The organism is Sphingomonas sp. (assembly GCF_036677245.1).
GTDB lineage: Bacteria > Pseudomonadota > Alphaproteobacteria > Sphingomonadales > Sphingomonadaceae > Allosphingosinicella.
In genome coordinates this window covers 38,080-50,710 of sequence record NZ_JAKFCG010000035.1, presented here as the reverse complement: position 1 = coordinate 50,710, position 12,631 = coordinate 38,080, and the positions used below count along the sequence as shown (strand labels likewise).

Annotated in this window: 11 protein-coding genes and 1 pseudogene; 8 read left to right on the top strand and 4 right to left on the bottom strand. The window is 65.7% G+C overall.

All coding sequences use genetic code 11. The features are described from left to right. From V6M48_RS03475 to V6M48_RS03450, 6 genes and pseudogenes are all read left to right on the top strand, one after another. A pseudogene (locus tag V6M48_RS03475) lies at positions 1 to 523 on the top strand (F0F1 ATP synthase subunit alpha); the annotation flags it as partial. Between the two features lie 53 nt (positions 524 to 576). Further along, positions 577 to 1,455 (top strand): F0F1 ATP synthase subunit gamma, encoded by an 879-nt coding sequence (locus tag V6M48_RS03470; protein ID WP_332811131.1) that lies wholly within the window; start codon positions 577 to 579, stop codon positions 1,453 to 1,455. A gap of 26 nt (positions 1,456 to 1,481) precedes the next feature. Beyond that, a complete protein-coding gene (gene atpD, locus V6M48_RS03465) occupies positions 1,482 to 2,945 on the top strand; it encodes a F0F1 ATP synthase subunit beta (protein WP_332811130.1) in 1,464 nt (487 codons plus the stop codon). 108 nt (positions 2,946 to 3,053) lie between these two features. Further along, positions 3,054 to 3,320: an ATP synthase F1 subunit epsilon gene (locus V6M48_RS03460; protein WP_332811129.1), complete on the top strand. Its 267-nt coding sequence runs from the start codon at positions 3,054 to 3,056 to the stop codon at positions 3,318 to 3,320. A gap of 179 nt (positions 3,321 to 3,499) precedes the next feature. Then, positions 3,500 to 5,023, top strand: coding sequence for a CpaF family protein (locus tag V6M48_RS03455; RefSeq protein WP_332811128.1), 1,524 nt, complete (start codon positions 3,500 to 3,502; stop codon positions 5,021 to 5,023). A gap of 179 nt (positions 5,024 to 5,202) precedes the next feature. Beyond that, a complete protein-coding gene (locus V6M48_RS03450) occupies positions 5,203 to 6,030 on the top strand; it encodes a class I SAM-dependent methyltransferase (protein ID WP_332811127.1) in 828 nt (275 codons plus the stop codon). A 54-nt stretch (positions 6,031 to 6,084) separates the two neighbouring features. Here V6M48_RS03450 and phaR read toward each other — a convergent pair whose 3' ends face one another. Continuing rightward, a complete protein-coding gene (gene phaR, locus V6M48_RS03445) occupies positions 6,085 to 6,630 on the bottom strand; it encodes a polyhydroxyalkanoate synthesis repressor PhaR (RefSeq protein ID WP_332811126.1) in 546 nt (181 codons plus the stop codon). 127 nt (positions 6,631 to 6,757) lie between these two features. Between phaR and V6M48_RS03440 the strand changes: the two genes are divergently transcribed. Both V6M48_RS03440 and V6M48_RS03435 read left to right on the top strand, forming a co-directional pair. Further along, the gene (locus tag V6M48_RS03440; RefSeq protein WP_332811125.1) at positions 6,758 to 7,714 is read left to right on the top strand and encodes an alpha/beta hydrolase; all 957 of its coding nucleotides are present in this window, start codon (positions 6,758 to 6,760) and stop codon (positions 7,712 to 7,714) included. Positions 7,715 to 7,750: 36 nt separating this feature from the next. Further along, positions 7,751 to 8,926 carry an acetyl-CoA C-acetyltransferase gene (locus tag V6M48_RS03435; protein WP_332811124.1) on the top strand — a complete coding sequence of 392 codons (1,176 nt, stop codon included), beginning with the start codon at positions 7,751 to 7,753 and terminating at the stop codon, positions 8,924 to 8,926. Between the two features lie 49 nt (positions 8,927 to 8,975). Here V6M48_RS03435 and V6M48_RS03430 read toward each other — a convergent pair whose 3' ends face one another. The 3 genes from V6M48_RS03430 to V6M48_RS03420 all read right to left on the bottom strand — a co-directional run bounded on the left by V6M48_RS03430 (position 8,976) and on the right by V6M48_RS03420 (position 12,599). Further along, positions 8,976 to 9,809: a metallophosphoesterase family protein gene (locus V6M48_RS03430; protein ID WP_332811123.1), complete on the bottom strand. Its 834-nt coding sequence runs from the start codon at positions 9,807 to 9,809 to the stop codon at positions 8,976 to 8,978. 86 nt (positions 9,810 to 9,895) lie between these two features. Then, positions 9,896 to 10,972: an alanine racemase gene (gene alr / locus V6M48_RS03425; protein ID WP_332811122.1), complete on the bottom strand. Its 1,077-nt coding sequence runs from the start codon at positions 10,970 to 10,972 to the stop codon at positions 9,896 to 9,898. A gap of 28 nt (positions 10,973 to 11,000) precedes the next feature. After that, positions 11,001 to 12,599: an MFS transporter gene (locus V6M48_RS03420; RefSeq protein WP_332811121.1), complete on the bottom strand. Its 1,599-nt coding sequence runs from the start codon at positions 12,597 to 12,599 to the stop codon at positions 11,001 to 11,003. Positions 12,600 to 12,631: the final 32 nt, after the last annotated feature.

Genomic DNA, 12,631 nt, shown 5'->3' with positions numbered 1-12,631 from the left:
CTATATTCCGACCAACGTGATCTCGATCACCGACGGCCAGATCTTCCTCGAGACGGAGCTTTTCTACCAGGGCATCCGTCCGGCCATCAACGTCGGCCTCTCGGTCAGCCGCGTCGGCTCGGCGGCGCAGACCAAGGCGATGAAGAAGGTGTCGGGCTCGATCAAGCTCGAGCTCGCGCAATATCGCGAAATGGCCGCCTTCGCGCAGTTCGGCTCCGATCTCGACGCCTCGACTCAGCGCCTCCTCAACCGCGGTGCGCGGCTGACCGAGCTGCTCAAGCAGCCGCAGTTCAGCCCGATGCCGATGGAAGAGCAGGTCGTCTCGATCTTCGCCGGGGTCAACGGCTTCCTCGACACCTTGCCGGTCAATCAGGTGGTCCGCTTCGAAAGCGCGCTGCTGAGCCATGTCCGCAGCGACCACGCGGAAGTGCTCGCGACGATCCGCGACACCAAGGCGCTCGATGACGCGACCTCGGACAAGCTGAAGGCGATCCTCGGCGATTTCGCGAAGACGTTTGCGTAACCCAATCCGTCATCCGCTTCGCGAGGGTGACGAACTAGGAACACGGTAGCTAGATGGCCAGTCTCAAGGCACTCAAAGGGCGGATCGCCTCGGTCAAGTCGACCCAGAAGATCACCAAGGCGATGAAGATGGTCGCGGCCGCGAAGTTGCGCCGCGCGCAGCTCGCCGCCGTCGCTGGGCGGCCGTATGCCGAGCGGCTCGAGAGCGTCGTGCAAAGCATCGCCAGCACCGTCTCGGTCAGCGACCAGACGCCGCGCCTGCTTGCCGGCACCGGCAGGGACGACCGGCATCTGCTGGTCGTCTGCACCTCCGACCGCGGCCTCGCCGGTGCGTTCAACTCGAACATCGTTCGCGCCGCGCGCCGCACCGCCGACGCGCTGACCGCGCAGGGCAAGACGGTCACTTTCTACCTCGTCGGCCGCAAGGGCCGCGCGGTGATCGGCCGCCTCTACCCGCGCCAGATCGTCCATCAATATGACACTGGCGCGATCAAGCAGGTCGCTTTCTCGGACGCCCAGGCGATCGCCGCCGAGATCGTCGAGCGTTTCGACAACGGCGAGTTTGACATCGCGCATCTTTTCTACGCGCACTTCCGCTCCGCCCTTGTCCAGGAGCCGGTCGATCAGCAGCTCATTCCGGTGGTAGTGCCGCCGAAGGCAGCCGCGACCGGCGTTTCCGCCGGCGTCGAGTATGAGCCGGACGAGGAAGAGATTCTCGCAGACCTCCTCCCGCGCAACGTCGCAGTGCAAATCTATCGCGCGTTGCTCGAGAATGCCGCGTCCGAACAGGGCAGCCGCATGACCGCGATGGACAATGCGACGCGCAACGCCGGCGACATGATCAACCGCCTCACCATCCAGTACAACCGCACGCGCCAGGCCGCGATCACGACCGAGCTCGTCGAAATCATCTCGGGCGCCGAAGCGCTCTAACAGTCTAGAAGGCAAGGAAGCAGACCATGGCAAGTGCCGCAACCGCCCCTACCACCAACAATGTCGGCCGCATCAGCCAGGTGATCGGCGCGGTCGTCGACGTCACCTTCGAAGGCGAGCTGCCCAACATCCTCTCGGCGCTCGAGACCAACAACAATGGCACCAGGCTCGTGCTCGAGGTCGCGCAGCATCTCGGCGAGAACACCGTCCGCACGATCGCGATGGATTCGACCGACGGCCTGACCCGCGGCCATGAAGTGATGGACACCGGCTCGCAGATCCGCGTCCCGGTCGGCCCGAAGACGCTCGGCCGCATCATGAACGTGATCGGCGAGCCGATCGACGAGCGCGGCCCGATCGGCAGCGACGTCTCGGCCCCGATCCACGCGGAAGCGCCGACCTTCGTCGAGCAATCGACCGAATCGGCGATCCTCGTCACCGGCATCAAGGTCATCGACCTGCTTGCGCCTTATGCGAGGGGTGGCAAGATCGGCCTGTTCGGCGGCGCCGGCGTCGGCAAGACCGTGCTCATCCAGGAGCTGATCAACAACATCGCCAAGGGCCACGGCGGCACCTCGGTGTTCGCCGGCGTCGGCGAGCGCACCCGCGAGGGCAACGACCTTTATCACGAATTTCTCGACGCCGGCGTCATCGCCAAGGACGCGGACGGCAATGCCACCTCGGAAGGCTCCAAGGTCGCCCTGGTCTACGGCCAGATGAACGAGCCGCCGGGCGCCCGCGCCCGCGTCGCGCTGTCGGGCCTCGCGATCGCCGAATATTTCCGCGATCAGGAAGGCCAGGACGTGCTGTTCTTCATCGACAACATCTTCCGCTTCACCCAGGCCGGCTCGGAAGTGTCGGCGCTGCTCGGCCGTATCCCGTCGGCGGTGGGCTATCAGCCGACCCTGTCGACCGACATGGGCGCACTGCAGGAGCGGATCACGTCGACCGACAAGGGCTCGATCACCTCGGTGCAGGCGATCTACGTGCCCGCCGACGATCTCACCGATCCGGCCCCGGCGACCAGCTTCGCCCACCTCGACGCGACCACCGTGCTGTCGCGCGCGATCTCGGAGCTCGGTATCTATCCCGCGGTCGATCCGCTCGATTCGACGAGCCGCGTGCTCGAGCCGCGTACCGTCGGCCAGGAGCATTATGAGACCGCCCGCGCCGTCCAGGAGATCCTGCAGCGCTACAAGTCGCTCCAGGACATCATCGCGATCCTCGGCATGGACGAGCTCAGCGAGGAAGATAAGCTCACCGTCTCGCGCGCCCGCAAGATCCAGCGCTTCCTGTCGCAGCCGTTCCACGTCGCCGAAGTGTTCACCGGCATCCCCGGCAAGTTCGTCCAGATCGAGGATACGATCCGCAGCTTCAAGGCGGTGGTGAACGGCGAATATGACCATCTGCCCGAAGCGGCCTTCTACATGGTCGGCGGCATCGAAGAAGCGGTCGAAAAGGCCCAGCGCCTGGCTGCCGAAGCGGCCTAGCGAGGAACTCCCCTTCCGCTTGCGGGAGGGGTTGGGGGTGGGCCCGGCCCGCTCCCGAGATTGCCCACCCCCTGCCCCTCCCGCCAGCGGGAGGGGGGAGTCGAACGAATGGCCGATCTGCATTTTGAGCTCGTGACCCCGGAAGGACTGATCCGGTCCGACGACGTCTATATGGTGGTCGTCCCCGGCACCGAAGGAGACTTCGGAGTGCTCGCGGGCCATGCTCCCTATATGTCGACGGTGCGCAATGGCGATCTCGCCATTTACCGGACCAACGGCGGCGAGCCCGAGCGGATTGCGATCGAGGGCGGCTTTGCCGAAGTCAACGAGCGCGGGCTGACCGTGCTCGCGGAAAAGGCCACGCAGCCCGCCTGACGCGCCGCGCTGAGACGTCTCACCCCTTTCATTTCCCATTAGAAATGCCGGCCGATCACGGCCGAACCTGCGCTGCGCTTCCGGCCGCGGCGCGCGGTTAGCTAATTGTCAAAGTTTCCTGCCTATTCACCATCCGTCGCCAGTGATTTTTGACGCGGAATAGGTGAGGTTCGTACACGATGAGTGCATTCGGACGACGCAATGGCACCGGTGGGGCCGCAGGACAGCGCCCCTCGTTCGGCGTTGCGCGCCCCATGAAGGGCGGCTCGGTCGCGCTGCCCACCGAGGGTGGCGATCAGTTTCCGCCGATCGATTCGGTGCCGCTGCCGAGCGAGGACGTCTCGCCTTCGAGCCTCGGTCCCGATCATAGCGATGCGATGTCGCGGCTTGCCGACCGCCAGGCGGCATCCGGCGAAGCCGGCGTTTCGCGCAACGAGGGTTTCGAAGCCTCGATCCATCGCATCAAGGAGCAGGTCCTGCCGCGGCTCCTCGAGAGAGTCGATCCCGAGGCCGCGGCGACCCTGTCGAAGGACGAACTGGCCGAGGAATTCCGCCCGATCATCGGCGAGGTGCTCGGCGAGCTCAAGATCAACCTCAACCGGCGCGAGCAGTTCGCGCTGGAGAAGGTGCTGGTCGACGAGTTGCTCGGCCTGGGCCCGCTCGAGGAATTGCTCAACGATCCCGAAATCAGCGACATCATGGTCAACGGCCCCAACCAGACCTATGTCGAAAAGAAGGGCAAGCTGACGCTTGCCAGCATCCAGTTCCGCGACGAGGAGCACCTTTTCCAGATCGCCCAGCGGATCGTGAACAAGGTCGGCCGCCGCGTCGACCAGACGACGCCGCTCGCCGACGCCCGTCTCGCCGACGGCAGCCGCGTCAACGTCATCGTCCCGCCGCTCAGCTTGCGCGGCACCGCCATCTCGATTCGTAAATTCTCCGAGAAGCCGATCACGATCGACATGATGCGCGGCTTCGGATCGATGTCGGAGAAGATGGCCACCTGCCTCAAGATCGCCGGCGCCAGCCGCTTCAACGTCATCATCTCGGGCGGCACCGGTTCGGGCAAGACGACGATGCTCAACGCCTTGTCGAAGATGATCGACCCCGGCGAGCGTGTGATCACGATCGAGGATGCGGCCGAGCTTCGTCTGCAGCAACCGCACTGGCTTCCGCTCGAAACCCGCCCGCCCAACCTCGAGGGCCAGGGCGCGATCTCGATCCGCGACCTCGTCGTCAACGCGCTGCGTATGCGCCCCGACCGCATCATCCTCGGCGAGATCCGCGGCGCCGAATGTTTCGACATGCTCGCCGCGATGAACACCGGCCACGACGGCTCGATGTGCACGCTCCACTCCAACAGCCCGCGCGAATGCCTGGCTCGTATGGAGAATATGGTGATGATGTCGGACATCAAGGTGCCCAAGGAAGCGATCAGCCGGCAGATCGCCGATTCGGTCGACCTCATCGTCCAGGTGAAGCGCCTGCGCGACGGCAGCCGCCGCACGACCAACATCACTGAGGTGATCGGGATGGAAGGCGACGTCATCGTCACCCAGGAATTGTTCAAGTTCGAATATCTCGACGAGACGAGCGACGGCAAGATCATCGGCGAATATCGTTCGATGGGTCTACGCCCCTACACGCTCGAAAAGGCCAAGATGTTCGGCTTCGACCAGCCCTATCTCGAGGCCTGCCTCTAGAGCGGAATGCGCGATATCTGGATCACGCATCCCGCTCTAACGTTTGTTACCGCATCGTTTGCTGCGCAAAACCGGTTCCCACTTTTGCGCACGATGCTCTAGGCTTTCCGCTCGATCCGCTTGCGCCTTCGCTGGGCCTCCGCCATGAATTGAGCAATTCATGCAAGGAGAGTTGAACGATGCGCCATGCAATCGCCGGATCCGCCCTCGTCGCCGTTCTCGCGCTCGGCGCCGCGGCCGCCGGCGCGTTCGCGGACAAGGGTGAAGCGTTGAGCTCGGCCGAGCGCAAGACGCTCGAGCAGGTCGTCGCCTCCCCGACCCGCACGCCCGCCAATGTCGCGCGAGACAAATATCGCCATCCGGTCGAAACGCTCGCCTTCTTCGGCGTGGAGCCCGACGACACGGTCGTCGAGATGTGGCCGGGCGGCGGCTGGTACACCGAGATCCTCGCGCCTTACGTCAAGCACGGCGGCGGCACTTATTATGCGGTCGCGCCGGAAAAGAACCTGGCGAAAGTGCGAGAGCTCGCCGCGGCCAAGCCCGCGCTTTACGGCCACATCCGCACCGCACCCTTCCCGATCGGCTCGAGCAAGGACGTGGTGCCGGCGGGGACGGCGGACGTCGTGCTCACCTTCCGCAACGTCCACAATTGGCAGATGGGCGACAAGCCGTTCGCCGACGATGCGTTTCGCCAGATCTACGCGATGCTGAAGCCGGGAGGCGTGCTCGGCGTCGTCGACCACCGCCTGCCCGAAAATGGCGATGCGGCGCGCGAAAAGACCAGCGGCTATGTCAAGGTTTCGACCGTCCGGCGCCTCGCCGAGAAAGCCGGCTTCCGTCTCGCCGGCGAGTCCCCGATCAACTTTAATCCCAAGGACACCGCCGATTGGCCCGATGGCGTGTGGACCTTGCCGCCGGTGCTCACCAAGGGCGCCGTCGACCGGGAGAAATATGTCGCGATCGGCGAGAGCGACCGGATGACGTTGAAGTTCGTCAAACCACTGTAGGCGGCGCAGTGCGCGCCGCCTTGTTTCAGGGCAGCGGGGCGAGGCTCGGCTCGGCTAGTCGCCCAGCTTGTCCAGTTTCTGCTGCAACGCCGCAAGCTGCGCCTTGAGTTCGGCGAGCTCGCTCTTCGTGTCGCCCTCGGCTGGCGAAGGATCTTTCGGCTTGGCACCGGTGGCGGCTGCGCCCTGGAACAGCTCCATGTTGCGACGCGCCAACTCGGCGAAGGGTCCGCTGGTAAACGCGCCCGCCATCGCATCGCGGAATTGCGACTGATTGCGCTGGAACGCCTCGAGCGATGCTTCGAGATATTGCGGCACCATCGACTGCATCGAATCGCCGTACATGCCGATCAGCTGACGCAGGAAGTTGACGGGCAGCATCGTCGTGCCGCGCGATTCTTCCTCCATGATGATCTGGGTCAGCACGTTGTGCGTGATGTCCTCGCCGCTCTTCGCGTCGAGCACCTTGAACTCGCGCTTTTCGCGGACCATCACGGCGAGATGTTCAAGCGTGATGTAAGTCGAGCTTTCGGTGTTATAGAGCCGCCGATTGGCGTATTTCTTGATGATGACCACGTCATCCTTGGGCGCTGAAGCCGCCATGAGCAATCCTTTGAATCTTCTCGGATCCTCATTAGCACCGAAGCTTACTGCACCGCAACACAAGCCCCGCCCCTTAACCCTCTTCCTGGCAATGCTGCGCAGCGAAACTGCAGCAAAGCCGGAGCGGATGCAGCAGGCGCTGAAGGGCCTGCGCGCCTATCAGGAGGCCGAGCGCGCCCCGCCCCCGGAGCCGATGCCGGTGGTGGCCGAGCTGCACGGCGCCAGGCTTCGCGATTATGGCGGAGACGGGGCGCCGCTGCTCGTGATCCCCTCGCTGATCAATCCGCCGAACGTGCTCGACCTGGAGGCGCAGCAATCGCTGCTGCGCTGGCTGGCGCGGCGCGGCCATCACGTGCTTCTGCTCGACTGGGGCGACGACAGCCTTGGACGGCGCGACATGACCGTCGCCGACCATGTCCGGCAGGTGATCGTCCCGATGATGAGCGAAGTCGGCGCACCGCCGCTGCTGCTCGGCTATTGCCTCGGCGGCACGATGGCGGTCGCGGCGGCGGCGCTCGCCCCCGCCCGCGCCGTCGCGACGATCGCGGCACCCTGGCACTTCGCCGCTTATCCGCGGAAGGCGCTCAAGATGATGGCGGACGTCTGGGCCGCCGCGCAGCCGAGCGTGGGCGCGCTCGGCGTGCTACCGATGGAGGCGCTGCAATCGGCCTTCTGGAACCTCGATCCCGCGCGCACGATCGGCAAGTTCGAAGCCTTCGCCGAAATGCCCTCCGGCAGTCCCGAAGCGCAGGCGTTCGTGAGGCTCGAGGATTGGGCCAATGATGGGCCGCCGATCAGCGCCGCCGCCGCGCGCGAGATGTTCGAAGGTTTCTTTGCGCAGGACGTGACCGGGCAAACCCAATGGAGGGTCGGCGGACGGGCGATCGATCCGGCAGCGCTCGCCTGCCCGCAACTGCACGTCGCCTCGACCACCGACCGGATCGTGCCGCACGGCACTGCGATCCGCAGCGGCGAGCAGATTGCGCTTGCCCAGGGCCATGTCGGCATGGTCGTCGGCAGCCGCGCGCGGACCGCCCTGTGGGAACCGCTTTCGGCCTGGCTTTCGCTTCAGCCCGCCAGCTGATAGGGCGCAGCCACGCTTCCTTTCAGGAGAATATAAGTGGTCGATGTCGTCATCACTGCCGCCAAGCGCACGCCGGTTGGCGCATTTCTCGGAGCCTTTGCCGCGACCCCGGCGCACGAGCTTGGACGAGTTGCGATCGAGGCCGCGCTCGAACAGGCCGCGGTATCGCGCGACGAAGTGTCCGAAGTCATCCTCGGCCAGGTGCTGACCGCCGCGCAGGGCCAGAACCCGGCGCGACAGGCAGCGATGGCGGCCGGGATCGCGAAGGAAATTCCGGCCTGGGGCCTCAACCAGGTGTGCGGATCGGGCCTTCGCGCTGTCGCGGTCGGCGCGCAATCGATCATGGCGGGCGATGCTCGCATCGTCGTCGCTGGCGGGCAGGAGAGCATGAGCCTGTCGGCGCATGCGCAGCACCTTCGCGCCGGCGCCAAGATGGGCAATGTCGAGCTGGTCGACACGATGATCAAAGACGGCCTCACCGACGTGTTCAACGCCTATCACATGGGCATCACCGCCGAGAATCTCGCCGAGCAATATCAGATCACGCGCGAGGAGCAGGACCGCTTTGCCACGGGATCGCAGAACAAGGCCGAGGCGGCACGGCGCGACGGCCGCTTCGCCGGCGAAATCGCCCCGGTGACGATCAAGAGCCGCAAGGGCGAGACGATCGTCGACCGCGACGAGTTCATCCGCGAGGGCGTCGAGATCGCCGCGCTCGCCGGCCTCCGCCCCGCGTTCAAGAAGGACGGCAGCGTCACCGCCGGCAACGCCTCGGGAATCAACGATGGCGCGGCGGCGCTGGTGCTGATGTCGCGCGAGGACGCGGAGCAGCGCGGCGCCAAGGTGCTGGCGCGCATCAAGAGCTTCGCATCGGCAGGCGTCGATCCCTCGATCATGGGGATCGGCCCCGTGCCGGCCAGCCGCCGCGCGCTCGAAAAGGCCGGCTGGACGATCGCCGATCTCGACCTGATCGAGGCCAATGAGGCGTTCGCGGCGCAGGCGCTGGCGGTCGGCAAGGAGCTCGGCTGGGATGCGGAAAAGGTCAACGTCAACGGCGGCGCGATCGCGATCGGCCATCCGATCGGCGCATCGGGCGCGCGCGTGCTGACCACCCTGCTCTACGAGATGGAGCGCCGCGACGCCAAGAAGGGCCTCGCGACCCTGTGCATCGGCGGCGGGATGGGCATCGCCTTGTGCGTCGAGCGCGACTGACCAGGCGCCCCTGACCCCTTTGATGCCCGCTAGGGCCGCGGGATAGGCTTCATGCGGCCCGCGCGGTCGCGCCGTGCCAATTCGTCCCGTCGTAGACGAACCGCGCCGGCCGTCCGGGTGCGAACGCCTCGCCTTGCCAAGCGTAGACCGTCAGATCGATGCCATCCTTGTGGGCTTCGATCCAGTTGAAGCTCTGTTGCTCCCCGCCTCGCAGCCGCGTCGATGTGGCAGTCCCCGCCTGGACGATCAGCGCCGGACCGACATTGTCGACCATGTCGCGCGCCGATTTCGAGAAGGTGCGATGGAAATGGCCGGCGAGCAGCAGGTCGACGCCGGCTTCGGCGGCGGCAAGCAGGGCATCATTGCTGCGCTTCGCGACCCGCGTCGGCCCATTATCATCGTCGAGCGGCATTGCCAGCAATGGATGGTGAGTCACCAGCACCCGCAGCCGGTCCCCCGCGCGCGCGAACTCGTCGCGGATGCGCTCCATCTGCTCGCGCGAAACGCTGCCGTGCTTCAGGGTCAGCGAGCGCGCGGTGTTGATGCCGAGCACCGCCAGCTCGCCATTTTCCCAATAAGGGCATAGATCCTCGCCGATGAAGCGCCGGTAGCGATGGAGCGGCCGGGCGAAGCGGCGGAAGATGTCGTAGAGCGGAACGTCGTGGTTGCCCGGAACGACGAGCAGCTGATGCCCTTGCTGGCGCAACCGGTCGAGGAATTCGCAGGCGAGGCGGAATTGCCTGACCCGGGCACGCTGGGTGAGATCGCCGCTAATCGCGATGAGGTCGGGCTTCTTGTCGGCGAGCAAGGCTTCGATCGACGCGACCAGCTGCGGGTCGTGATGGCCGAAATGGACGTCAGAGAGATGCGCGATGGTCGCCAAGCCGCTGTCCTTGGTGGTGAGCTATCGGACCCGTGAACGAACGGACGGCGGAACGGTTCTGTGGCTCCTTGCCGAAGAGCGGGATTTCAGCTCCAGATGCGCTCGAAGCGTGAGCCGAGCCCCGTCAGCAGCTCATATTGCGAGAGTCCCGAAGCCTCCGCCACCTCCGGAAGGCGATAGTCGATCGTCAGCCAATCCCCTTCCGCCACCTCGCAACGATCGAGCTTTTGTCCGCCGATCGGATGGCTGAGGTCGACAGCGATGAGGTCCATCGACACGCGGCCCGCGATCGCGAACATACGCCCGTTGGCGCGGACTGTGCCGTAGGGGCCGAGCTGGCGCAGATAGCCGTCCGCATAGCCGAGGTTGAGGATCCCGATCTGGAGCGGCGATCCGGCGACGAACGTGGCGCCGTAACCGACCGTCTCGCCGGGGAGCACGCGCCGAAGCTGGACGAGTTGCGCCTCGACGGAGACGACCGGCTGGATCGCCCGCTCCTGCCGGCTGTCACCGGCGACCGGAATGCCGCCGTAAAGCGCGAGACCGGGACGGGTGAGATCGAACGCATAGGCCGGGCCGAGGCAGATGCCGGCCGAATTGGCAAGGCTGGTGCGCCGGGCCGCGACGGCGCCGCTGAGGCTCTGGAAACGCAGCAGCTGTGCCAGGTTGAGCGGATGCTCGGGATCGTCCGCGCAGGCGAGATGGCTCATCAAGGTGTCGATGACGAGCCCGTCGAGCAGGCCCAAGCGCGCCTCTTCGTCGCTCAAGCCGAGCCGGTTCATCCCGGTGTCGATCATCACGTCGCAGCTGCGGCCCGGCGCCGCCTCGCGCCACCGCGCCACCTGCAACGCACTGTTGAGCACCGGGCGCGCCGGCGATGCCAGTGCGTCGGGGAGATCATCCTTGCCGACGCCGTGGAGCACCGACAATGCGAGCTCCTCCGGCCACGGCATCAAGGCCTCGGCCTCAGCCCAGGTCGCAACGAAGAAATCGCGGCAGCCGGCATCGGCGAGCCGGTTCACCGTCTCGCGTGCGCCCAGGCCGTAGCCGTCCGCCTTGACCGCGGCGCCGCACGCCGCGTCGCCGCTTTGCTGCGCGAGCCACCGCCAGTTGGCGACGAGCGCGGCGCCGTCGATCCGGAGCCGAAGAGGAAAATGCGTCACGACTGCGCGGATACCGCCGCGCCGCCTGCTAGTCCAACTCCTTGCCCGCGGTTTCGGGCAACCACAGCAAAGTCACGACCAGCGCCATCGCCACCACCGCGATCGTATACCAGAGGCCCGCGAACGGATCGCCCGTCCGCGCCACGATATATTGGCTGATGAACGGCAGGAAGCCGCCGAAATAGCCGGTGCCGATATGATAAGGCACGGACATCGAGGTGTAGCGAATCCTGGCCGGAAACAATTCGACCAGCAAGGCTGCGGCGGGGCCGTAGGTCATGCCCGAGAACAGGCCGATCATGACGAGCGCGAGCACCACCTGCACCGCCTGAGGCAAGGTCGGCACCGTCTTGGCGATCTTGTAGCCGGCTGCGTCGAGCGCGGCGTCGAACACGGCCGGATCAGCGGCGTCGACGACCGCTCCGCCGATCGCGACTCTCGGCGGCGCGCCCGGATCGCCGGTGCGGGTCGAATAAGCGATGCCCTTCTTCGACAATATGTCGAGCACGCGGCCGCAGGGCGTGGCCTGCCCCTTGGTGGCGAACGGATCGTAGCGGCAGTCGCTGCCGGTCACGACCACCGGGTTGCGCGCCATCGCCTGCGACAGCTCGGGATTGGCGGCCGCCGCCATCCAGTGGAACAACGGGAACAGCAGGAGCAGCGCCAGCACATAGCCGATCACGATCGGCTTCTTGCGTCCCACCTTGTCCGAAAGCCAGCCGAACAGGATGAACCAGAACAGGCTGAACACCGCGCCCGTGCCGACGATCAGCCGCGCGGCATTGTCCTCGACCCGCAGCGTGTTCTGGAGGAAATAGAGCGACTGGAACTGCGCGGTATACCAGATCACCGTCAGCCCGGCGGCAATGCCGAACAACGCGACCAGGATCAGCCTGACCTTGGTCCAGCTGTCGAAGCTTTCGGCGAGCGGATTGCTGGCGAGCTTGCCTTCTTCCTTCATCGTCTGGAAGACCGGGCTCTCCTTGAGCTTCAAGCGCACCCACAAGGAGAGCGCGAGCAAGAGCAGCGAGAAGAGGAACGGCACGCGCCAGCCCCACGCCTCCCATTCGGCCGGGTCGACGAACGCGTTGGAGACCAGCACGACGACCAGGCTGAGCAGGAAGCCGCCGATCACGCCCGACTGGATGAAGCTCGTGTAGAAACCGCGCTTGGCTGCCGGCGCATGCTCGGCGACGTAGATCGCAGCTCCGCCATATTCGCCGCCGAGGGCCAGGCCCTGGAGGATGCGCAGGCCGACCAGGATGATCGGCGCCGCGAGGCCGATCTGCGCATAGGTCGGCAGGATGCCGACCGCCGCGGTCGCGAGGCCCATCAGGGTGATCGTGACCAGGAACGTATATTTGCGCCCGAGCCTGTCCCCAAGAAAGCCGAACAGGATCGCGCCGAGCGGCCGCATGCCGAACCCGACGCCGAAGCTCGCGAGGAAAATGAGGAAGCTGACGGCCGGATTGCCGGTCGGGAAGAATTTGTCCGCAAGCAGCACCGCCAATGTGCCGTAGACGAAGAAATCATACCATTCGAAGACGGTGCCGAGGGTCGAGGCGACGATGACCAGCCTGTCGCGCTTGCGGTCGCTGCTTTGTTCGTCCGATAGCGCAACGTCCATTCAGCACTCCCCCCGATTTCCTGGCCCAATTT